At 73.9% G+C, this 21,503-nt stretch carries 19 protein-coding genes; 13 read left to right on the plus strand and 6 right to left on the minus strand.

From position 1 onward, the window contains the following. Positions 1-238 precede the first annotated feature (238 nt). A complete protein-coding gene (locus AC0B9F_RS25425) occupies positions 239-2,410 on the plus strand; it encodes a PP2C family protein-serine/threonine phosphatase (RefSeq protein WP_472006393.1) in 2,172 nt (723 codons plus the stop codon). A gap of 114 nt (positions 2,411-2,524) precedes the next feature. On the opposite strand, the gene AC0B9F_RS25430 is transcribed toward AC0B9F_RS25425, so the two are convergent. Then, positions 2,525-3,871 (minus strand): S1 family peptidase, encoded by a 1,347-nt coding sequence (locus AC0B9F_RS25430; protein WP_472006395.1) that lies wholly within the window; start codon positions 3,869-3,871, stop codon positions 2,525-2,527. 192 nt (positions 3,872-4,063) lie between these two features. Here AC0B9F_RS25430 and AC0B9F_RS25435 point away from each other — a divergent pair, with 192 nt between their 5' ends. From AC0B9F_RS25435 to AC0B9F_RS25455, 5 genes are all read left to right on the plus strand, one after another. Further along, complete coding sequence (locus tag AC0B9F_RS25435; protein ID WP_472006396.1) at positions 4,064-4,477, plus strand: PaaI family thioesterase; 414 nt, start codon at positions 4,064-4,066, stop codon at positions 4,475-4,477. 397 nt (positions 4,478-4,874) lie between these two features. Further along, positions 4,875-5,090: a type A2 lantipeptide gene (locus AC0B9F_RS25440; protein ID WP_391686103.1), complete on the plus strand. Its 216-nt coding sequence runs from the start codon at positions 4,875-4,877 to the stop codon at positions 5,088-5,090. 93 nt (positions 5,091-5,183) lie between these two features. Next, positions 5,184-5,990, plus strand: a complete 807-nt coding sequence (locus AC0B9F_RS25445) for a hypothetical protein (RefSeq protein WP_472006397.1) — start codon at positions 5,184-5,186, stop codon at positions 5,988-5,990. Beyond that, positions 5,987-8,212 carry an NHLP family bacteriocin export ABC transporter peptidase/permease/ATPase subunit gene (locus AC0B9F_RS25450; RefSeq protein ID WP_472006398.1) on the plus strand — a complete coding sequence of 742 codons (2,226 nt, stop codon included), beginning with the start codon at positions 5,987-5,989 and terminating at the stop codon, positions 8,210-8,212. Before AC0B9F_RS25445 ends, AC0B9F_RS25450 begins: the two co-directional genes overlap by 4 nt. A 1-nt stretch (position 8,213) precedes the next feature. Beyond that, positions 8,214-11,066, plus strand: coding sequence for an NHLP bacteriocin export ABC transporter permease/ATPase subunit (locus AC0B9F_RS25455; RefSeq protein ID WP_472006399.1), 2,853 nt, complete (start codon positions 8,214-8,216; stop codon positions 11,064-11,066). A gap of 4 nt (positions 11,067-11,070) precedes the next feature. On the opposite strand, the gene AC0B9F_RS25460 is transcribed toward AC0B9F_RS25455, so the two are convergent. Both AC0B9F_RS25460 and AC0B9F_RS25465 read right to left on the minus strand, forming a co-directional pair. Next, complete coding sequence (locus AC0B9F_RS25460) at positions 11,071-11,598, minus strand: SRPBCC family protein (RefSeq protein ID WP_472006401.1); 528 nt, start codon at positions 11,596-11,598, stop codon at positions 11,071-11,073. Between the two features lie 6 nt (positions 11,599-11,604). Further along, complete coding sequence (locus AC0B9F_RS25465; protein WP_472006403.1) at positions 11,605-11,994, minus strand: ArsR/SmtB family transcription factor; 390 nt, start codon at positions 11,992-11,994, stop codon at positions 11,605-11,607. A gap of 92 nt (positions 11,995-12,086) precedes the next feature. Here AC0B9F_RS25465 and AC0B9F_RS25470 point away from each other — a divergent pair, with 92 nt between their 5' ends. From AC0B9F_RS25470 to AC0B9F_RS25490, 5 genes are all read left to right on the plus strand, one after another. After that, entirely contained in the window at positions 12,087-13,097 is a 1,011-nt protein-coding gene (locus tag AC0B9F_RS25470; protein WP_472006404.1) for a Ppx/GppA family phosphatase, read from the plus strand. Continuing rightward, positions 13,094-13,300, plus strand: a complete 207-nt coding sequence (locus AC0B9F_RS25475; RefSeq protein ID WP_472006406.1) for a hypothetical protein — start codon at positions 13,094-13,096, stop codon at positions 13,298-13,300. The genes AC0B9F_RS25470 and AC0B9F_RS25475 overlap by 4 nt, the downstream gene beginning before the upstream one ends. Before the next feature lie 610 nt (positions 13,301-13,910). Beyond that, positions 13,911-14,936, plus strand: coding sequence for an iron-containing redox enzyme family protein (locus tag AC0B9F_RS25480; RefSeq protein ID WP_472006408.1), 1,026 nt, complete (start codon positions 13,911-13,913; stop codon positions 14,934-14,936). Positions 14,937-14,981: 45 nt separating this feature from the next. Continuing rightward, a complete protein-coding gene (locus tag AC0B9F_RS25485) occupies positions 14,982-15,611 on the plus strand; it encodes a HemK2/MTQ2 family protein methyltransferase (protein WP_472006410.1) in 630 nt (209 codons plus the stop codon). Beyond that, positions 15,592-15,816 carry a CDGSH iron-sulfur domain-containing protein gene (locus tag AC0B9F_RS25490; protein ID WP_472006411.1) on the plus strand — a complete coding sequence of 75 codons (225 nt, stop codon included), beginning with the start codon at positions 15,592-15,594 and terminating at the stop codon, positions 15,814-15,816. The genes AC0B9F_RS25485 and AC0B9F_RS25490 overlap by 20 nt, the downstream gene beginning before the upstream one ends. A 230-nt stretch (positions 15,817-16,046) precedes the next feature. Here the strand turns inward: AC0B9F_RS25490 and AC0B9F_RS25495 are convergent, their stop codons facing one another. Further along, the gene (locus AC0B9F_RS25495) at positions 16,047-16,469 is read right to left on the minus strand and encodes a subtilase-type protease inhibitor (protein WP_472006413.1); all 423 of its coding nucleotides are present in this window, start codon (positions 16,467-16,469) and stop codon (positions 16,047-16,049) included. Between the two features lie 387 nt (positions 16,470-16,856). Between AC0B9F_RS25495 and AC0B9F_RS25500 the strand changes: the two genes are divergently transcribed. Further along, complete coding sequence (locus tag AC0B9F_RS25500) at positions 16,857-18,026, plus strand: lactate 2-monooxygenase (protein ID WP_472006414.1); 1,170 nt, start codon at positions 16,857-16,859, stop codon at positions 18,024-18,026. Then, positions 18,023-18,997: a 2-hydroxyacid dehydrogenase gene (locus tag AC0B9F_RS25505; RefSeq protein ID WP_472006416.1), complete on the plus strand. Its 975-nt coding sequence runs from the start codon at positions 18,023-18,025 to the stop codon at positions 18,995-18,997. Before AC0B9F_RS25500 ends, AC0B9F_RS25505 begins: the two co-directional genes overlap by 4 nt. A gap of 33 nt (positions 18,998-19,030) precedes the next feature. Here AC0B9F_RS25505 and AC0B9F_RS25510 read toward each other — a convergent pair whose 3' ends face one another. After that, complete coding sequence (locus tag AC0B9F_RS25510) at positions 19,031-20,698, minus strand: RICIN domain-containing protein (RefSeq protein WP_472006418.1); 1,668 nt, start codon at positions 20,696-20,698, stop codon at positions 19,031-19,033. Between the two features lie 424 nt (positions 20,699-21,122). Beyond that, the gene (locus AC0B9F_RS25515) at positions 21,123-21,500 is read right to left on the minus strand and encodes a toxin Doc (RefSeq protein WP_472006419.1); all 378 of its coding nucleotides are present in this window, start codon (positions 21,498-21,500) and stop codon (positions 21,123-21,125) included. Between the last annotated feature and the right edge of the window lie 3 nt (positions 21,501-21,503).

Genomic DNA, 21,503 nt, shown 5'->3' on the forward strand with positions numbered 1-21,503 from the left:
CGAGGGGACGGGTCGGTCGGCGGGGACGCCCGGCACCCGCTCGCGCTGTGCACCGGCGCCGCCGCGCCGGACGACGGCCCGCGCCGTCGGCTCCGTCAGGCCGCTCGCGGGCGCTCGCCGTGCGCGGGTCGGCCGGGCAGGGCAGATTTGATGCCTGGGACCTGCCGGGGCGTTCCGGCGTGCCCCCCGGGGAATCCGTGCAACGTGGGATCCGCGGCCCGCGCGGGCGGGCGAGGAGGTGGTCGGCGTGAGCGACGGGCAGCCGCCCGGGCAGGCTGCGCCGGCCCGGGAGGAGCCGGGCGGCGGACCGGACCCTGAGGAGACGGACGGCCGGCCGCTGCTGTCGCTGGCCCTGACGGCGATGCTGGAGGACGTCGGAGCCCACTCCGGCGCGGTGTACCTGCGGCTTCCCGACGAGCCGGTGCTGGAGATGGCGGTGATGGTCGGGATGCCCCGGGCGTTCGCCGCCCCGTGGGAGCGGGTGGGGCTGGGCGCGCCGATCCCGGTCGCGGAGGCGGCCCGCGAGCGGCGCCCGGTCTGGGTGGGCGGCGAGGAGGAGATGGCCCGCCGCTACCCCCGGATCTCGGTGGTGCTCCCCTACCCCTTCGGGCTGGCCGCGCTGCCGGTGGCCACGGACTCCACGCTGTACGGGGCGGTGTTCGTCACCTGGCCCGGCGGGCGTCCGGCCGAGCCGCAGCAGGACGAGCTGCGGCGGCTGGCGACGGCCTGCGACAGTCTCGCGCGGCAGCTGGAGCGCGCCGCGGCCGAGGGCCGGCCGCCGCGGCCCGAGCCGGACCTGCTCGCCACGCCGCCCCCGGAGGGCCTGACCGGCGCGCTCGGCTCGGCGGAGGCCGCCCGGATGGTGGCGCGGCTGCCGTACGGGCTGTGCTCGCTGGACCTGAACGGCCGGGTCCGTTTCGTCAACGCGGCGGCGGCCGAGCTGCTGGGCGCCGACGTCGGCGCGCTGCTCGGCAACCAGCCGTGGGCCGCGCTGCCCTGGCTGCGTGATCCGATGTACGAGGACCGCTACCGGGCCGCGCTGCTCAGCCAGCAGGTCACGTCGTTCGTGGCGATGCGCCCGCCCGGGACCTGGCTGTCGTTCCGGCTGTATCCGAGCACGACCGGGCTGAGCGTGCGCATCTCCCGGGCCCGGGCCGTCTCGGAGCTGTACCGGGCCGGTCCGCAGCCCGGGGACGCCCCGTCCCGGCTGGTGACCATCTCGCAGGTGCTGAGCCTGGCCGGCGCGCTCACCGAGGCGGTGGGGGTGCAGGACGTGGTGGAGCTGGTCGCGGACGAGCTGGCCCCGGCCATCGGCAGCCGGGCCGTGGTGCTGCTCGGCTCACGGGCGGGCCGGCTGCACGTGCTGGGACACCGCGGCTACCCGGACGCGCACATCGTCGAGCGGTTCGACGGGACCCCGCTCACCGAGCCGACGCCGGGCGTGCAGGCCCTGAACAGCGGGGTGCCCGGCTTCTTCGCCTCGCAGCGGGAGCTGGAGCGCCTGTACCCCGCCCGCCACACCACCCCGGACGGCTTCGCGGCCTGGGCGTATCTGCCGCTCATCGCCTCCGGGCGCCCGGTCGGCACCTGCGTCCTCGCCTACGCCGAGCCGCACCCCTTCCCGGCCGACGAACGCGCGGTGCTGACGAGCCTCGGCGGACTGATCGCGCAGGCCCTGGAGCGGGCCCTGCTGTACGACGTCAAGCACCAGCTGGCGCACGGGCTGCAGGAGGCGCTGCTGCCGCACTCGCTGCCGTCGCTGCCCGGCATCGACGCCGCCGCGCGCTATCTGCCGGCGACCCGCGGCATGGACATCGGCGGCGACTTCTACGACCTGGTGCCCTCGCCACCGCTGGCGGCGGCGGTCATCGGCGACGTGCAGGGGCACAACGTGACCGCGGCCGGGCTGATGGGGCAGATCCGCACCGCCGTGCGCGCGTACACGACCGTCGGGCACAGCCCGGGAGAGGTCATGAGCGCCACCAACCGGCTGCTGATCGACCTCGGCTCCGACCTGTTCGCTTCCTGTCTGTACCTGCGGCTGGACCCGGGGCGCGGGCGGGCGGTGATGGCGCGGGCCGGGCATCCGCCGCCGCTGCTGCGCCGGCCGGACGGACGGGTGAAGGTGCTCGACCGGGCGGGCGGTCCGCTGCTGGGCATCGACGCGTCGGCCGTGTACGCGACGACCGAGTTCGAACTGCCGCCGGGCGCGCTCCTCCTGCTGTACACCGACGGGCTGATCGAGTCGCCGGGCATCGACATCGGGGACGCGCTGGCCGAGTTGTGCGAGCGGCTCGCCGGCTGCGGGGACGTACCGCTGGACGAACTCGCCGACGCTCTCGTCACGCGGTACAGCGCCGGCGAGGAGCGGATCGACGACGTGGCGCTGCTGCTGCTCCGGGCGCGGTGAGGGCGTGCGCCCCGAGCGGCCCGGCCCTCCCGCCGGAGGGCCGGGCCGCCCGTTCCCCTGCCGGCCGGGAACCGCGGGTGGGGCCGGTCAGGGGGGTCCGGGGCCGGGGCCGGGTCAGTTCGTCCCGGTGAGCGCGGAGCCGTCCGCCGCGGAGGCGCCGTCCTGGGCGGCGGAGCCGTCGCCGGTGGCGGAGCCGTCCCCGGCGGCCGAGCCGTCACCGGAGCCGTCGCCCGTGGCGCTGCCGGACGGGTCACCGCCCGTCTGCCGACCGCCCGCGCCCTGACCCGCGCCGCCAGTTCCGGCACCGGAACCCGCGCCCGCGCCCGCACCCGCACCCGCACCCGCACCCGCACCCAGCGTCGCCCCCGTCGCCTGCAGCGCCGTGGTGACCGGCTGGAAGAACGTCTCCCCTCCGGAGGTGCAGTCGCCGCTGCCGCCGGAGGTCAGACCGACCGCGAGGCCGTCCTGGGTGAACAGCGAGCCCCCGCTGTCACCGGGCTCGGCGCACACGTTCGTCTGGATGAGCCCGGTGACCGTGCCCTCGGGGTAGTTGACGGTGGCGTCCAGACCGAGGACCTGGCCGTCGTGCAGTCCCGACGTACTGCCCATCCGGAAGACCTGCTGCCCGACGGTCGCGTCCGCGGCCTGGCTGATCGGCACGGTCTGCCCGCCGCCGGCGTTCACCTCGCTGGGCGCCTGCGTGTTCGGGTCGTCGTACTTCACGAGGGAGAAGTCGCCGTTGCCGGGGAAGACGGCCTGCTCGACCGTGGCGATCGGCTGACCGTTCTGGGAGTCGGACCACTGCTTGGCGGCGACGCCGCAGTGACCGGCCGTCAGGAAGGCGGGCGAGCCGTCGGACGCGGTGACGTTGAAGCCGAGGGAGCAGCGCGCCCCGCCGCCGAAGATGGCGTCGCCGCCGGAGACGAAGGTCTTGAAGGTCCCGGTGGACTTCCGCACGGTGGCCATGCCGGGGCCGAGGCCGCGTACGGTCGACTGGAGCCGGTCCCACCGCGCGCCGGTGACGGTGCGGTCGGCGGTGACCAGGAGCTGGTTCGTGCGCGGGTCGATCGCCCAGGCGGTGCCGGGTATGGAGGCCCCGGCCCGCAGCGTGCGGGCGCCCGACTTCAGCTGCGCGAGGCTGTGGGCGACCTCGCGCACGGCCGCACCCGCCTTCTTGGCCTTCGCGACGACGTCGTCGTCGCCGCCGGGGACGACGTTCACGACGAGTTGGCGCTTGCCCGCGTCGTAGTAGGAGCCGGCGAACGAGTCGCCCAGCCGGCTGCCGAGCTGCGCGGCCAGCCCCTGGGCGTCGGCCGCCTTGAGGGTGCGTGGAGCCGGCGTGTCCGAGGCGCCGTCCTGCGAGGCGTTGGCCTGGGGCAGCAGGATCGCCGCGGCGCCGAGCGCCACCACGCCGCCCGCCGCCATCGCTGCCTTGCGCTTCGGAATTCGCTTGTGACTCAACCTTCTCGCCCTCCTGAGGGTTGTGGGGGGTGTCCTCGCTGCCGTGCGGCAGCCCTGTCAGCGGCGCCTGGATGGCCGTTGGTACGCAGGAGGCGGGCGCGGCGTTCAACACGGTGCGTCAACCCGCGTGCCGTGGGCGGTGATTCGGCCGGGACGCGCGCGTGGCGGGCTCCACACGGGAACAATCCCCGCATGACGATGACCACAGCGGAAGCGGACAAGATCCTGGCCGGCAACTTCGCGCCCTGGGTGCTGGATCTGGGGCTGTCCGTACAGGAGATCGAGCCCGGCCGGGCGGTGCTGCGGCTGCCCTGGTCGCACCGGCTGGCCCGGGAGGGCGGGGCGCTGTCGGGGCAGGCGCTGATGGCGGCAGCCGACACCGCGACGGTGCTCGCCGTGTCGGCGGCGCGCGACGGCTACGTCCCGATGACGACCGTGCAGCAGTCGACGTCCTTCCAGCGTGCCGTGACCGGGGCGGATGTCCTGATCACGGCGGTGCTGACCAAGCTGGGCCGCCGGATGGCGTTCGCGGACATCGCCCTCGTCGACACGGCATCGGGCGAGGTGGCGGCGCACGCGACCACGGTGTACGCCCTGCTCGGCTGACACGATCGGTATCGGTCCGGCGACGCTCAGTTGCGGACACGTAACGGAACTCCTGCTTCAGGGAATCTGCACATCGAATGCTCAACCAGGTCACCGGGCGCCGTGTATCTGCACAACCGCGCGACGCCCGGCTGGCGTTTGCGCCATGTGTCCGATTCGACCGGCGGGCGGCAAGCGGGGACGTGCGACGAAGCGGAGCGCGGTGTGAAGAAGTCGCCGACGCGGCGTGCGCACGCCTGCACCTTTGACTCGGTGAGCGGCACAAGTGCCCAGGTGAGGGCGATGGTTGATTGGAAGCGCGCGGTCGCCGCGTGCTTTTATCCAACGCACCGCAGGGAACCCTCCGTGGCCCCCTGTACCCCCCTTGTGAAATACCCATACGAAGGGAAGTTCCATCATGAACTCCACCCCCCAGGTCGAGACCGTCGAGATCTCCGACGCCGAGCTCGACAACGTCTCCGGCGGTCTGTCCCTCAACGCCCTGAACACCGTCACCGGTGCCGTCAACGGCGTTGCCCCGGTCGCCGGCCTGGTGGACACGGCCGTCGGCACCGTCGAGGGTGTCACCGGCCTGAACGTCGCCCCGGTCACCAACCTGGTCGCCGGTCTCTGATCGCACCCTTTGTGCCCCCCGGGTCCCGGAAGCCGCCCCCCGGCTCCGGGACCCACGGGTGTGCCATCGGTGCAGTTGTCGATGTAGGTGACCGTGCAGTTCCGCCAACAGGCCCTCGCCAAGCTCCAGTCGCCGGAGGAGCTCGATCTTCCGGTGCGTCTCGCCCGCCCGCAGGGCTGGCTCGTGCTGTCGGTGACGGTGGTCGCGATCGTGGCCGCCTCGGTGTGGGCGGTGACCGGTTCGGTCGCCTCCACGGTCAGCGCGCCCGCCGTCCTCACCCACGGGGAGGGCAGTTACGTCCTGCAGAGCCCCGTCGCGGGACAGGTGACGGCGGTCCTCGCCGAGGAGGGCGCGCGGCTGCCCGCGAACGCCCCCGTGCTGAAGGTCCGTACCGCCGACGGCGAGAGCGTGGTCCGCACGGTCGCCGCGGGCCGTATCACGGCGCTCGCCGCCACCATCGGGCAGATCATCTCCACCGGCGCGAACGTCGCTGCCGTGGAGAAGGTCGCGCACGCCGGTGACCCGCTCTACGCGACCGTGTACGTGCCGGCCGAGAACGCCTCCACGATTCCCGAGCACGCCGCCGTGGACCTGACCGTGCAGACGGTGCCGGCGCAGCAGTACGGCGTGCTGCGCGGCCATGTGAAGTCCGTCGAGCGCACCGCCCAGTCGGCACAGGCCATCGGCGCGTTCCTCGGCGACAGCCAGCTCGGCGAGCAGTTCACGAAGAAGGGCCGGCCGGTGGCGGTCACGGTGGAACTGGACACCTCGTCGCGCACGAGGAGCGGCTACCGCTGGTCGTCCGCGGACGGGCCGCCGTACGCCCTGACCTCCATGACGCTGGCCACGGGTTCGATCCGGCTGGCCGATCAGCGTCCCGTCGATTGGCTGCTGCCGTGACCGCCGCCGCACCCGGGACGCGGGGCCGGCGCCGCGCCGCCCCGCCCAAGCGCTCCGTGCCGAAGCCGCGCGCGAAGACCGTGCGCACCCCGACCGTGCTCCAGATGGAGGCCGTGGAGTGCGGCGCCGCCTCCCTGGCGATGGTGCTCGGCCACCACGGCCGGCACGTCCCGCTGGAGGAGCTGCGCATCGCCTGCGGCGTCTCCCGCGACGGCTCGCGCGCCTCCAACCTGCTGAAGGCGGCCCGCAGTTACGGTCTGACGGCCAAGGGCATGCAGATGGACCTGGCGGCGCTCGCCGGGGTCAAGGCGCCCGCGATCCTGTTCTGGGAGTTCAACCACTACGTCGTCTACGACGGCATGGGCCGCCGCTTCGGCCGCCGCGGGGTGTTCGTCAACGACCCCGCCAAGGGCCGCCGGTTCGTCACCCTGGAGGACTTCGACGGCAGCTTCACCGGCGTGGTGCTGGTGATGGAGCCCGGCGAGAACTTCAGCACGGGCGGCCGCAAGCCCGGCGTGTGGGGGGCGATGCCCGCCCGGCTGAAGGGCACCGCGGGCACCCTGCCGGCCGCGGTGCTGGCGAGCCTGCTGCTGGTGCTGGTGGGCGCGGCGCTGCCCGCGCTCAGCCGCACCTATATCGACATGTTCCTGATCGGCGGGCAGACCTCGCTGCTGGGGGTGCTGTTCGCGTCGATGGCGGCGTGCGTCGTGCTCACGATCGCACTGACCTGGCTGCAACAGGCGAACCTGCACCACGGCCGGATCATCTCCTCCACGCTCTCCAGCGCCCGCTTCCTGCGCCATCTGCTGCGGCTGCCGGTGACCTTCTTCGCCCAGCGCAGCCCGGCCGACCTGGTGCAACGGCTGCAGTCCAACGACCAGGTCGCCGAGACCCTCGCCCGCGACCTGGCGGCGGCGGGCGTGGACGCGGTGGTCGTCGTCCTGTACGCGCTCCTGCTGTACACCTACGACCCGCAGCTGACGTTCGTCGGCATCGGCGTGGCCCTGCTGAACGTGGTCGCCATGCGGGTCGTCATCCGGCTGCGTGCGACGCGCACGGCGAAGCTGCGCGCGGACAGCGCGCGGCTGACGAACACCGCCTACACCGGTCTGCAGCTGATCGAGACGATGAAGGCGACCGGCGGCGAGGACGGCTACTTCCGCAAGTGGGCCGGGCAGCACGCCACCACGCTGGAGGAGCAGCAGCGGCTCGGCGTGCCGAGCGCCTGGCTGGGCGTGGTCGCGCCGACGCTCGCCACGCTGAACAGCGCGCTGATCCTGTGGATCGGCGGCATGCGGGCCATCGAGGGGCACATCTCGGTCGGTCTGCTGGTCGCCTTCCAGGCGCTGGTGACCCGGTTCACCGCTCCCCTGACCCGGCTGAACGGCGTCGCGGGGCGCATCCAGGACTTCGCCGCCGACGTGGCCCGGCTGAAGGACGTGGAGAACTTCCGGGCCGACCCGCTCTACGACCGCAAGAGCGGCGCGGACTCCACGCGCCGGCTGCACGGCCATGTCGAGCTGCAGAACATCACCTTCGGCTACAGCCCGCTCGACAAACCGCTGCTGACCGGCTTCGACCTGACCGTGGGCCCCGGCCGGCAGGTGGCCCTGGTGGGCGGCTCGGGCAGCGGCAAGTCGACGGTGTCCCGACTGATCGCGGGCCTGTACACGCCGTGGGAGGGCGTCATCCGCATCGACGGGCAGCGTCTGGACGACATCCCGCGCGGCGCGCTCGCCGCCTCGGTGTCCTTCGTCGACCAGGACGTGTTCCTCTTCGAGGGCACGGTCCGGGACAACGTGGCGCTGTGGGACCCGTCGATCCCCGACGACGCCGTGCTGGAGGCGCTGCGCGACGCGGCGCTGTACGACGTGGTGATGCGCCGGCCCGGCGGCATCCACAGCCGGGTCGAGCAGGACGGCCGCAACTTCTCCGGCGGGCAGCGCCAGCGGCTGGAGATCGCGCGGGCCCTGGTGCGCCGCCCGAGCATCCTCGTCCTGGACGAGGTCACCAGCGCCCTGGACGCGGAGACCGAGCAGATCGTGATGGACAACCTGCGCCGCCGCGGCTGCGCCTGCGTGGTGATCGCGCACCGGCTGAGCACCGTGCGCGACAGCGACGAGATCGTCGTGCTCCAGCACGGCCAGATCGTGGAGCGCGGGCGGCACGAGGAGCTGGTGGCGCACGGCGGCGCCTATGCGGCGCTGGTCAGGGAGCGGTGAGATGACGGCCGTACACGAAGGCGACCTGGTGCTCGGCGCGTTCGGGCAGCTGGGCACGGCGCTGCCGTGCGCGGGCCTGGGCCGGGTGGACCTGGAGGGTCCGCAGACGCTGTGGCTGGTCGCGGCCGGGGCGCTGGACCTGTTCGCGGTGGACGCCGCCCAGCAGGGCCACTGGCACCACCTGGGCCGGCTGGAGGCGGGCTCGCTGCTGCTCGGCCCGGTCGCCGGGCCGCAGCACACGCTCGTCGCCCGCCCGGTGCGCGACTGCGTCCTGCACCGCATCGCGCTGCGCGAGCTGTACCAGCCCGCGCAGACCCAGACCTGGTCCTACGACGAGTACGGCAACCCGCAGTACGTGCCGCCGACGACGAGCCCGCTGGAGTACGCCCTCGCGCTCGGCGTGGGCCGCGGCCTGTCGATCCTCTTCCAGGCGCCGATGGCGGACGACCGCCCGGCCGAGGACGGGGGCGCCCCCCAGCGAGCGTATTCGAGCATGGGGGACGACGACGACGTCTTCTGGATGCAGGTGCCGCCCGGCAGCGTCCAGTACGGCTCCCTGTACGGCCAGGAGGCGGCCGCCGACCTGCTGATGGACCCGGCGGTGTGGCAGGGCATGGTCGATCAGCAGTACCGGCTGCTGGCCACCCTGGACCGCTGGATCGAGCAGCTGGAGCGCACCCACGAGACCCGCACGGCCGCCGGTATCAAGGCCGGTGAGGCGGTACGCGCCCAGGCCGACCGGACGCTGCTGGCCTCCATCGGGCGAACGTCGGCCAAGCGCGCCACGTCCGCCGACGCCGACGCCACCTACGCCGTGTGCAAGCTGGTCGCCGAGGCCGCCGGGATCACGCTCACCGCGCCGCCGCAGTCCGGCACCGGCGACGACCGCCTCGATCCGGTCGAACGGGTCGCGCTCGCCTCACGGCTGCGCACCCGCGCGATACGCCTCGACGGCCGCTGGTGGCGGGAGAACGCGGGCCCCCTGGTCGGTCAGCGGGCGCTGTCCGGGGCGCCGGTGGCGCTGCTGTGGCGGCGCGGCGGCTATGTCGCCGTCCACCCGGCGACCGGGCGGGAGACGCCGGTGGAGAAGGCGAACGCCGGGGAGTTCGAGCCGCGCGCGGTGATGTTCTACCGGCCGCTGCCCGACAAGGGGCTCGGGCCGCTGGGGCTGCTGCGGTTCACGCTGCGCGGCACCCGCCCGGACCTCGTGTGGCTGCTGCTGGCGGGGCTGGTGACGGTCGCGATCGGCGCGCTGGTGCCAGTGGCGACGGGCCGGGTGCTCGGCGAGTACGTGCCGCGGGCGCAGTCCGGGCTGATCGTGCAGGTGTGCCTGGCGGTGATGGTCTCCAGTGTGGTGGCGGCGGCGTTCATGCTGCTGCAGAACCTCACGATCCTGCGGCTGGAGGGCCGGATCGAGGCCACGCTGCAACCGGCCGTGTGGGACAGGCTGCTGCGGCTGCCGACGAAGTTCTTCGCGCAGCGTTCCACGGGCGAGCTGGCGAGCGCCGCGATGGGGGTCAGCGCGATGCGCCGGCTGCTGGCGGGCGTCGGCCCGTCGGTGGCGCAGTCGGTGACGGTCGGCGCGATGAACCTGGGGCTGCTGCTGTGGTTCAGCGTGCCGATGGCCATGGCGGCGATCGGCATGCTGGTGGTGATCGCGGGCGTGTTCACGGCGCTGGGGCTGTGGCAGGTGCGCTGGCAGCGCAAGCTGGTGGTGCTCGGCAACAAGCTGAACAACCAGGCGTTCCAGACGCTGCGCGGACTGCCGAAGCTGCGCGTGGCGGCGGCCGAGAACTACGCCTACGCGGCCTGGGCGTCCGAGTTCGCGCGCAGCCGTGAGCTGCAGCAGCGGCTCGGGCGGATCAAGAACCTCACCTCGGTGCTGGGCGCGGTGTATCTGCCGCTGTGCTCGCTGCTGATGTTCATGCTGCTGGCCGGCCCGGCGCGCGGCGCGCTGTCGGCGGCCGACTTCCTCACCTTCAACACGTCGGTGACGATGCTGCTGACCTCGGTCACCCAGCTGACCGGCGCGTTCGTCTCCGCGGTGGCCGCGCTGCCGCTGTTCGAGGAGATCAGGCCGGTGCTGGAGGCCGCGCCGGAGGTGCCCACGGCGAGCACCCGGCCGGGTCCGCTGTCCGGGGCGATCGAGGCGCGCCGGCTGTCGTTCCGCTACTCCGACGACGGGCCGCTCGTCCTGGACGACGTGTCGTTCGAGGTGCGCCCGGGCGAGTTCGTGGCGGTCGTCGGCCCCAGCGGCTGCGGCAAGTCCACGCTGCTTCGCCTGCTCATCGGCTTCGACAAGCCGGTCTCCGGCAGCGTCCTGTACGACGGGCAGGACCTGGGCGCGCTCGACCAGTCGGCGGTGCGGCGGCAGTGCGGGGTGGTGCTGCAGCACGCGCAGCCCTTCACCGGCTCCATCCTGGACGTCATCTGCGGCACCGAGCCGTACACGCCGGAGGAGGCGATGGCGGCGGCCGAGATGGCGGGGCTCGCGGAGGACATCCAGCGGATGCCGATGGGCCTGCACACCATCGTCGCCGGCAACGGGGCGATCTCCGGCGGGCAGCGGCAGCGGCTGATGATCGCGCAGGCGCTGATCCGCCGGCCGCGGATCCTGTTCTTCGACGAGGCGACCAGCGCCCTGGACAACGAGACGCAGCGCACGGTGATGGAGTCCACGAAGGCGCTGAACGCGACCCGGATCGTGATCGCGCACCGGCTGTCGACGGTGCTGGACGCGGACCGCGTCATCGTGATGGAGAACGGCAGGGTGGCCCAGCAGGGGCCGCCCGCGCAGCTGCTCGCCGACACCGGCGGGCGGCTGCACGAGCTGGTGCGACGGCAGCTGGCGTGAGCCGTCAGTCCTGGCCGGGCACCGGGGCGCCGGAGGGCACGCCGGCGGCCATGTAGGCGGCGTAGAGCTCCTTCCATTCGGACGTCGGCCCGGCGTGAGGACCCGGGTGGCTTTCGCCGCGCGCCTTGGCGTCGAGTGCGGCCAGGCACACCTCCCAGCCGGCGCCGTTGCGGGCGGCCGCGTCCGGTTCCGCCAGGACGTTGGTGAGCGTGAAGCGCGTGCGGCCCTGGGCGAGCTCCTCCAGGTCGAAGTGGAGTTCGTCGTCGCCCCAGGAGAAGGACAGGTGCCGGGGCTCCTCGACCGCGATGACCCGGCCGGTGGACTCCGGCATGTTCGGGTCGCCGCTGAAGGTGACGGTGGCGCCGGGGCGCAGGTCGAACTCGGCACGGGAGGGGAACCACTGGGCGAGTTCGCCGGGGTCGGTGACGAAACGCCAGACGCGGTCCACGGGGTGGTCGTAGGTCCGGCTGAAGCGGACGGCGGGGCGGCCGTCGTCGAGGGTGAGGTACGTGCCGGTGAGGTCTGCGGGCATGACGGATCAGTCCTTCGGGGTGGGGGGTTGCTGAGGGGGCTCGGGGTCCCCCGCGTCGCCGGACGCGTCCGGCGTCTCGTCGAGGCGGCGGCCGAGGGCGTCCAGGCTCGTGTTCCACAGCCTGCGGTAGGGGGCGAGCCAGGCGTCCAGCGCGGCGATCGGGGCGGGGTCGAGGGCGTAGACGCGGCGCTGCGCGTCCTGCCGTACCCGCACCAGGCCGGCCTGCCGGAGCACCTTCAGATGTTTGGAGGTGCCGGGCTGGCTCAGTCCGCAGGCCTCGACGATCTCGCCGACGGACCGCGGCCGCTCCCGCAGCAGCGCGACGATGGCGCGCCGGTGCGGGTCGGCGAGGGCGGCCCACAGCGAGGCGTCGTCGGTCGTGGCACCCAAGGTCATGGAGCTAAATATGCCTCAGCGGTTATATGCTCGTCAAGGAATGAATAGGGGCGTTGCGGCTTGATCCGGCCGCGCTGGGTACTCGTCCGGCCATGCGGATGAGTGTGGTGGACGTCGGATCGAACACAGTCCGGCTGGTGGTGGCCGACGCCGCGGGCGGGGTGCCGCTCCCGGTGCACACCGCCAAATGGCGACTCAGACTGGGACAACGGGTCAGACCCGGGGACGCCGTCCCCGAGGAGGACGTGGACCAGCTCGCCGAGGCGGTCGCCGGGGCGAGCCGGACGGCGGCGAAGTGGGGCGCGGCAAAGCCGCTGGCGTTCGCGACCGCGATCGTACGGGCCGCGCCGAACCGGATCGAGGTCCTGCGCGAGGTCCGGGCCCGCACGGGTGTGGAGCTGTGCACACTGCCGGGCGAGCTGGAGGCCGAGCTGACCTTTCTCGCGGCGCGGCGCTGGATGGGCTGGCGGTCGGGTCCGCTGGCGCTGCTGGACATCGGCGGCGGCTCCCTCGAGGTCGCCTTCGGGCGTGGCCGGCTGCCGGACTTCGTGGCCTCGCTGCCGCTGGGCGCGGCACGGCTGACCCATGAGTTCCTCGAGGGCGGCCAGGATCCGCCGGCTCCGGAACAGCTGAGGGCGCTGCGCCGCCGGGTGCGCCACGAGCTGCGGGACGTCGCGGCGCGGATCCGGTGGGAGGGCCCGCGCACCGCGGCCGCCGCCTCGCGCACCTTCCAGCAGCTGGGGCGGCTGTGCGGGACGGCGCCCGGCCGGCACGGGCCGTTCGTGGAGCGGGAGCTGCACCGCGCGGACCTGCGCCGGGCCGCCGCCCGGCTGGCCGAGCTGCCGGCCGCGGAACGGGCCGCGCTGCCCGGTATCTCCGCGCCGCGCGCCGCGCAGAGCCTTGCCGGTGCGGTGGTCGGGCACACGGCGATGAAGCTGACCGGGCTCCGAGCGGTCGCGGTCTGCCCGTGGGCGATCCGCGAGGGCGTGATGCTGCGGCATGTCGAGGACGGCCCGTCCTGGTGGGCGGAGGTCTGCCGGCTCGCCGAGGAGACGGCGCCGCCCGAACCGGTGCCGCTGCGGATCGCGACGGCGACGAAGTGAACGGCGAGATCGAGGAGGACGACGACATGGCCGAGGACAGCAGCCGCCGCCCCGACACCGCGCTGGAGGAAGTCCTGCGTGAGGTGGAGGACGCCCAGAAGCGCGTCACGGACGACGAGCGCGACAAGCGCCGCCGTCCGGGCGAGGCCGCGGAGGCCATCACCCCGAACACCCGGGCCGAAGAGGAGTCACAGGGCGACTGACCCCGCGCGCTGGGCGGACGGACGCGAGCGCCGGTCCCCGGATACGGTCCGAGGCCCGGCGCTCACGTATGCCTACGCCGACGCAGTGGCAGGGGGCAGGCGGGCGGAGGCGCGGGCCCTGCGGTGAGGCCCGAGATGGGGCCACGCAGGTGCGGGACGGACGAGGCGCCCGCGACCGGGACGGTCCTCGAGGCGGGGCGCGGGCCCCTGCGGTGAGACCCGAGACGGGGCCACGGGGTGCGGGACGCACGAGGGCCACGCAGGTGCGGGACGCACGAGGCGCCCGCGACCGGCGCCTGTCCTCGGGGCGGCACCGGCGCCGCGCGGGAGGCGACGCGGCTGCGGCTGCGGCGCCCTCATGGGAGCGGAACGCCCGCCAAGCCGCCCCACGAGCAGGGGCTGCGCCGGCCGGCATCGTACCGACCGGTCCCGCACGCCGTACCCGCAGCCGCGTCGCCCGGGGGTGGGTCGCGCCCGCGCGGCGCCCGCACTGGCACCGGTCCGCTCTCATGGGCAACGCAGCGACCCGTGTGCCGCGCGGCGCACGGGTCGTCCGCGCGTCCGCCGCGTCGCCACGCGTGCCTTGACCAGGCCCGGGTACCCATGCGGCATGGCACACGATCTTCGAGGACCTCGGCTGCCGTCGGCCCGCGGCCCCCTGTCCGGGGCTGTCCTGGACCATCTGCGCGGCACCGGTCCGCTGCCGCCCGCCTCCGCGGTGGCCGGCGCGGACCCGTACGGCGACGACCTGCAGCTCGCTCTGTACGTGTGCTACGAGCTGCACTACAGGGGCTTCGCGGGTGTGCCGGCCGACCGGGAGTGGGACCCCGACCTGCTGCGCACCCGGGCCGCGCTGGAGCAGCGCTTCCTGTCGGCGCTGCGGGCGGACACAAAGGTGCACGACAGCGTCGAGGAGGCCGTCGGCGACCTGCTGGTGGAACCGGCCGACGGCACCGGCGTCAGCCACCATCTGTGCGAGAAGGGCGAGCTGTGGCAGCTGCGCGAGTACGCGGCGCACCGCTCCCTGTACCACCTGAAGGAGGCCGACCCGCACGCCTGGGTGCTGCCCCGGCTGACGGGACGGGCCAAGGCGGCGATGGCGGCCGTGGAGTTCGACGAGTTCGGCGCCGGCCGCGCCGACCGGGTGCACGCCCGCCTGTTCGCCGACCTGATGACGGACCTGGGCCTGGACACCACGTACGGCCGCTATCTCGACGCCGGCTGCGCGGAGATGCTGGCCGTCGTGAACCTGATGTCGCTGTTCGGCCTCCACCGCGAGCTGCGTGGCGCCCTCGTGGGCCACTTCGCCGACGTGGAGATCACCTCCTCCCCCGGCTCCCGGCGGCTGGCGGAGGCGATGCGCCGCGCGGGCGCGGGCCCGGCCGCCGTGTTCTTCTACGACGAGCACGTGGAGGCGGACGCCGTGCACGAGCAGATCGTCCGGCACGAGGTGATCGACGGCCTGCTGGAGGACGAACCGCATCTCGCGGCCGACGTGGCCTTCGGCATCGACGCCACCGAATACCTGGAGGGCCGCCTCGCCGGCCGTCTGCTGGACGCCTGGCGCACGGGCGCCTCCTCGCTGCGGACGCCACTCGATGCCCCGGCGGCCACGGAAGTCCCTCATATTTCCTGATCGAGGGGGCACTCGGCGTGCGTGACTCCTCTGGTACTTCCGGGCGTGTACGCCCCTCAGGATGACACCCGGCTCCTGGCCGGGGCCCTGTGCGACGAGCCGCTCCCCCCGGGGGCGGCCGTGCTGGACGTGGGAACGGGCAGTGGTGCGCTGGCCCTGGAGGCCGCGCGCCTGGGTATGCGCGTGACAGCCGTCGACGTGTCACGGCGAGCGGTGTGGAGCGCGCGGCTGAACGCCTGGCGGTCCGGACTGCGGCTGCGCATCCGGCGCGGGAACCTCTTCGAGCCGGTACGCGGACAGTCCTTCGACCTCATCGTGGCCAACCCGCCTTACGTACCGGCTCCCGGCGGTCCGCGCCCGCCGCGCGGGGCCGCCCGCGCCTGGGACGCCGGGGGTGACGGCAGGCTGCTGCTGGACCGGATCTGCCGGGAGGCCCCCGATCTGCTGCGCCCCGGCGGCATCCTGCTGATCGTGCACTCCGCGCTGAGCGATCCCGAGCAGACCCTGACGTGTCTGCGTGCGGCCGGGCTGAAGGCGTCGGTGACCCGGCGCCACCGGATCGGCTTCGGGCCCGTGCTGCGCGAGCGGCAGGGCTGGCTGCGGGCACGGGGGTTGCTGTCCGCCGACGACACGAACGAGGAGCTGGTGGTGGTCCGTGCCGAACTCCCCGTCTGACCCGCCCCGCCGGATCAAGGTCCAGCGCCCCGGGCCCCTGCTGGTGGAAGGCCCGGTGGAGGTGGAGCTGGAGGACGGCACCATCGTCTCCTCCGACCGCTTCCGCGTGGCCCTGTGCACCTGCCGCCGCAGCCGCCGCTACCCGTGGTGCGACACGAGCCACCGCAGGACGTCCCGGCCGGACCCGTCCCACCGGGACGGCTGACCCGGCGGCGCGAGAAGAGCTGACCCGGCGGCGTGAGAAGAGCTGAGCCGCCCTCCGGTGTGACCGGAGGGCGGCTCAGCCGTACACGCACATGCCGGGGGTCGGCCGGCGGCCCCACTCCGCCTTGCCGACCCCCGGTGCGAGATCACCCGGCGCCCCGCAACAGGGGCTCGCACTCCCCACCTGCGAGCCTCGCGCGGCGTTTCACGGGGTCCGTGCGATCCCGGTCCTCAGAACGCGAAGACGATCGGCCCGTGGGCGGTCTTCACGCACTCGTTGGCGAAGGTCTGTTCGTAGGCGACCCTCTTGCCCTGCCACACGCCGTCGACGGTGACGACGACGGGGTCGTACTGCTTGGTGCACACCGGCTCGGCGCCGGAGTTCAGCGCGTCGAGGTCGCCGCCGGCCAGGCGGAGTTCGGCGCACGCGGCGGCGGGGTCCGGATGGGTGCCGGAGGCCGTCGGCGCGCAGGAGAGGGTGACCGCGCGGGCCGGCGTGGCGCTCGCGGCGCTGTCACCGTGACCGACGGTCAGGACGAGCGCCGAGGGCGCGTAGAGCGAGGCCGGGGCGGCGTGGGCGGCGCCGGTCAGGGGACCGCAGACGGCGGTGGCCGTCAGGGTCAGAGTCGCTGCCCAGCGCGCGGGGTTCCGCATTGTGTGCATCCTTCCGCTTCGATTCGGGGGTGGTGCCGGCCGTGTCCTCGGTCGGAGGCCGCGGCGGCGAGCGCAACTCTGCCGAGTCCGCTGCGGAAACTCACATCGACCCCATGGGTTTCAGTAACCTTGCGTATTGAATCAGTGGCGTGAAGTGACGTAATTCGAACGTTCCAATGCCGGTTCCAAGCGCTTTCGATCATGAGAACCGGTCAAATGACGCGATTCACTTCGCCAGTTAATCGTCCGGAAACACTCCGCTTCCGCACCTGGAGGCCCCCGGAACGATCCATTCCGTTCACCGGACGCCTGCCGCGACCGCCCTACCGGTCGGTATGGTGCGGGCAGCACGGCAGCACGGTCCTTGTGACGAGAGGCGGATCCGGCATGGCCAAGCACTGGGCGGACTTCCAGTACGAGATCTACCTGAACGGGATGACGGGCGCGGTGCCCCGTCTGCCCACCGATCTGACCCGGCTGGAGGAACTGACCGAGCAGCGGCTCGGCCCCGGTCCGGTCGGTTACGTGGCGGGCAGCGCGGGCGACGGCAGCACCGCCCGCGCCAACCGGGCCGCCCTGGAACGCCGCCGGATCGTGCCCCGCATGCTGCGCGACGTACACGAGCGGGACCTGTCGGTCGAAGTGCTGGGCCGCCGGCTGCCGGCGCCACTCGCGCTGGCCCCGGTCGGCGTGCTGTCGATCATGCACCCGGACGCGGAGCCGGCCGCCGCCCGGGCCGCCGCCGCGCAGGGCGTGCCGTACATCCTGTCCTCCGCCTCCAGCACGCCGATGGAGCAGGTGGCCGAAGCGATGGGGGACGCCGAGCGCTGGTTCCAGCTGTACTGGCCCCGGGACCCGGAGGTGGCCCGCAGTTTCCTGGACCGGGCGAAGGCGAGCGGGTTCAGCGTGCTCGTGGTCACGCTCGACACCCCGTTGCTGTCCTGGCGGCCGCGCGATCTCGACCAGGCGTATCTGCCGTTCCTGCACGGCGTGGGCACCGCCAACTACTTCTCCGACCCGGCCTTCCGGGCCGGGCTGGCCAAGCCGGTGGAGGAGGACCCGAACGCGGCCGTGATGCACTTCGTCGGCATGTTCTCCGACCCCGGCAAGACCTGGCCCGACCTGGAGTTCCTGCGCGAGAACTGGGACGGCCCGATCGTGCTGAAGGGCGTCCTGCACCCGGACGACGCGCGCCGCGCGGCGAGCGCCGGGATGGACGGCGTGGTCGTGTCCAACCACGGCGGCCGCCAGGTGGCCGGCGCCGTCGCCGCTGCGGACGCCCTGCCCAAGGTGGTGGAGGCCGTCGGCAACCGGCTCGAGGTGCTGTTCGACAGCGGGGTGCGCACCGGCGACGACGTGTTCAAGGCGCTCGCGCTCGGCGCGCGGGCGGTGCTGCTGGGACGGCCGTACGTCTACGGGCTGGGCCTGGACGGGCAGGCGGGCGTGGAGCGCGTGATCCGCTGCCTGCTCGCCGAACTGGACCTCACCCTCGCCCTGTCGGGGCACGCCGCCCCCGCCACGGTCGGTGCCGACGACCTCGCCGAGGAGACCGCGTGAGCGTCCGCCGCACTGTCCTCGCGGTCGTCCCGCCGCACGTCGGCGGCCGGGCCTCGGGCGCCGGACTCGCCTCCGTCTTCCCCGGCGACGCGCACGTCACCGTCGTCGAGAGCGCCGACGAGGACCCGGCCGCCCTGCGCGCGGCACGTGTGATCGTCACGGCGCTCGCCCCCGTCACGTTGGACCACCTCGCAGCCGCCCCGGAGCTGGAGCTGGTGCAGTGCGCGAGCCACGGCTACGACTACGTGGACGTGGCGGCGGCGCGCGCCCGGGGCGTCACCGTGTGCACGATCGGCTCCACCGGCGCGGAGGCGCAGAACGTCGCCGAGCAGACCTTCGCCCTGATGCTGGCCCTCGCGAAGCAACTCGTCCCGGCACACACCGCGTTGGCACAGGCCGACTGGGCGCTGCCCCGCCTCACACGGTCGATCACGGAGCTGTCCGGCAAGACGCTCGGCATCGTCGGCCTCGGCCAGATCGGACAGCAGGTCGCGCGCCGGGCCGCCGCGTTCGACATGACGGTGCTGTACACGGCACGCCGCCGGGTGCCCGCTCAGACGGAGGACCGGTTCGCCGCCCGATACGTCCCCCTCGACGAACTCCTCGCGGCCTGCGACTACGTCACTCTGCACGCGCCGCTCACCGAGGAGAGCCGGCACCTGCTCGACGCGCGCCGGCTCGCGCTGCTGAAGCCGACGGCGTTCGTGGTCAACACCGCGCGGGGCGCCCTGATCGACCAGGACGCACTCGCCGACGCCCTGGAGCGGGGCGCGCTGGCCGGAGCGGGCCTCGACGTCTTCGACCCCGAACCGCCGACGCCGGCCCTGCGCCTGCTGAAGGCCCCGAACGTGGTGCTCTCCCCGCACGTCGGCGGCGTCACCCGCGAGACGGTCGTCCGCATCGGCATGGCGGCGGTCCGCAACGCGACGGCCTTCCTGGCGGGCGACCCGCCGCGGGACGTGGTGACGTAGCCCGCCCCGGGAGGTGTCGCCAGGTGCGGCCCGTCAGGTGTGGTCCGTCAGGTCCGCCGGGCGGGCCTGGCGGGTGGCCGTGCCTATCACCGACCGCGAACCGGGGGCCGCGGACGGGGCGTCCATGCCCCAGCGGCGGGCGTCGGAGCCGTCACGGACCTTGACGACGATGTCGGCGCCGACGTCCTCGGACGCCGTGGCCAGGGCGAGCGACGCGTCCCAGCGGGCCAGCAGCTCGCCCCGCACGGTCAGGTCGTAGCGCACGTCGTCGGCCCGCCGGTCGCCGCCCGGCGCGCAGGGGCCGAGGATGACGACCCCGGCGTCGGCGTGCGAGTCCAGGCACAGCTGCGGCGCGGCCGCGCTGCGCAGCAGTCCGTCGTCCTCGTACGACCACTGCTGGGTCCCGGCCGAGGAGCACACCGCGAGCTGGACCTGGGCGCCGGCGGCGGCCCGGCCGCGGATGTCGAGGCACAGGCCGGCGGCGACGTTGCGCAGCCTGGTGCGCCGGGGCGCCGTCGGCAGCTCGGCGCCACCGGGCGGCGCGGTGGCCCCGGCGGCCGGCGGCGAGGCGGTCGCAGCCGGCGCGCCGGGGGCGGAGGCGGTCGTACCCGGTGAGCCCGTGGCGGCGGAGGCGGTCGTACCCGGTGCGCCCGTGGCAACGGAGGCGGCCGCGCCGGTGCCGTGGCCGTCGTCGGACCACGCCCCGGAGACGAGCAGCATCGTCAGCAGCACACCGGTGGCGAGCCCCGCGCCGGTGAGCAGGGTGCGCGTGGAGCGGGCGCCGGGCAGGGGGCGGCGCGGCAGCAGCCGGCGGCCGGGGCGGCCGCCGCGGTGGCGTGCGGAACCCAGGGCGTGATGGTTCGACCGGCGGCGGCCGGGGCGGGAGTCGCGGTAGCGGCGGGCGCCCCAGCCGAGCACGGCTTCGGCGAGCAGGGTGCCCAACCCTCCCTCGAAGTGCTCCAGTTGTTCGGCGGCCGCGCTGCAGTGCCGGCACTGGGCGAGGTGGCGGCGCACCTCGGGCAGCAGTCCGCCGCCGCGGCGCAGGGGAATGTCGAGAAGACGGTTGTGATGGCGGCAGTCGGGGGTCGGCGCGAGTTCCCGATGGGCGCGCACGCAGCCCTCGCGGAGCTTTTCCCGGGCGTCCTCGTAAGCGGCCGCGGCGGCTTCCTCCGTCACGCCGAGCAGTCCGGCCGGAACGGTTACCGGCTCCGCCTCGACGTCGATGTGCCACAGCAGGCACTGGGCCTCGGCGGGAAGGGCGTGAAATGACCGCTCGGTCAGCCGGCGGTTTTCTGCTGTCATGTACTTGGCGACCCGCATACCGCGCCCGCCGGCGGGTTTGCGCAACTGCGGCAGAACCCCGGTTATCTGTTCGACCGAGGCCCACTGCCGGACCGTGCCGCGTACGGCGAGCAGCAGCCGCGGGCGCAGCGCCGCGGCGGACTCGCCCAGCGTGAGCCGGTCGAGCACCTGATGGAACGCGGCCGCCGTGACCATCGCCGCGACCTGCGCGGACGTCGCCAGGCAGATGACGGCGTAGTCGTGCACCGGCTGCCAGTGCCGCGCCATCAACAGGGCGGTGGCCTGGGCGACGTCGTCGTCGGGGCCGCCGCGGGCCCGGGCGGCGAGCGCCTCGTCGGATTCCTCCACGGCGCCGCCGGAGTGCGGAAAGAGCGGATGAGGGGGGTGGGGGGTGGGCACGGTGAGCGGATTCCTTCCCACGCACGGGGAGCAACACGTCGATCGCCGCGCGCCGTAAAAGGAACGCGCAGCACGGCCTGCCTTTTCCGGCGCGCGCGGGAAGCGCTCAGCCTTGCATACCTGACTTGCACGCAACAAGCCGCTCGGAGTGCGTCCACGCCATTGACAGAAAGTCAGAAAGCCGGAACCCAATTCCCCCTTGTAGCAAGCGTTTTCGCGTATTCCGCGCCCCGTGTGAATCGCGCGCACACGCCGGTGCGGTGCGCACGCTCCCGGCCCACCACGCGCCGTAGTCCACTGGACACGGCCCTTCCTCGGGGGCCCCGCGCGGGACGGCGGCTCTCCCGCGCGAAACGGCCGCCGGCCTTGATCCTCCCGCCCTCGGCCGGCGGCCCGGAGGGGTCCACGTGCGTGCGTTTCGGCGTCAGATCTGCCAGGAGCGCAGCCGGTCGGCCGCGCGGTACACGTCCGCCTTGCCGGACATCAGATCGCGGGCGAGGTCGACCAGGGCGCCGTAGGGCGGGTCGATGCCGGCACCGCTGACGAACATGTAGGCGACCGCCGTGGAACACGCGAAGCGGGCGTTGGCCGAGGGCAGCGGCTTGAGCACGGCGAGGGTGTGGAGCAGGGCCGCGGCCCGCCAGGCGGGGTCGGAGTTCACGCCGAGCCGCGGCGGGTCGACCCGGTGCCGGGCGACGGCGGCGACGAGCGCGGAGAAGTCGTTGATCGTGGGCTGCTCCGGCAGGACCTCCTCGTGGCGCTGCAGCAGCCAGGGGACGTCGATGTGCACGACGGAAGCCATCTC

The sequence above is a fragment of the Streptomyces sp. NPDC097129 genome, from assembly GCF_055668065.1.

Coding starts and splice junctions, on each gene's coding strand:
- AC0B9F_RS25435 (WP_472006396.1), top strand. CDS start 4,064: ATGACGATGACCACAGCGGAAGCGGACAAGATCCTGGCCGGCAACTTC.
- AC0B9F_RS25440 (WP_391686103.1), top strand. CDS start 4,875: ATGAACTCCACCCCCCAGGTCGAGACCGTCGAGATCTCCGACGCCGAG.
- AC0B9F_RS25455 (WP_472006399.1), top strand. CDS start 8,214: ATGACGGCCGTACACGAAGGCGACCTGGTGCTCGGCGCGTTCGGGCAG.
- AC0B9F_RS25460 (WP_472006401.1), bottom strand. CDS start 11,598: ATGCCCGCAGACCTCACCGGCACGTACCTCACCCTCGACGACGGCCGC.
- AC0B9F_RS25465 (WP_472006403.1), bottom strand. CDS start 11,994: ATGACCTTGGGTGCCACGACCGACGACGCCTCGCTGTGGGCCGCCCTC.
- AC0B9F_RS25470 (WP_472006404.1), top strand. CDS start 12,087: ATGCGGATGAGTGTGGTGGACGTCGGATCGAACACAGTCCGGCTGGTG.
- AC0B9F_RS25480 (WP_472006408.1), top strand. CDS start 13,911: ATGGCACACGATCTTCGAGGACCTCGGCTGCCGTCGGCCCGCGGCCCC.
- AC0B9F_RS25495 (WP_472006413.1), bottom strand. CDS start 16,469: ATGCGGAACCCCGCGCGCTGGGCAGCGACTCTGACCCTGACGGCCACC.
- AC0B9F_RS25500 (WP_472006414.1), top strand. CDS start 16,857: ATGGCCAAGCACTGGGCGGACTTCCAGTACGAGATCTACCTGAACGGG.
- AC0B9F_RS25515 (WP_472006419.1), bottom strand. CDS start 21,500: ATGGCTTCCGTCGTGCACATCGACGTCCCCTGGCTGCTGCAGCGCCAC.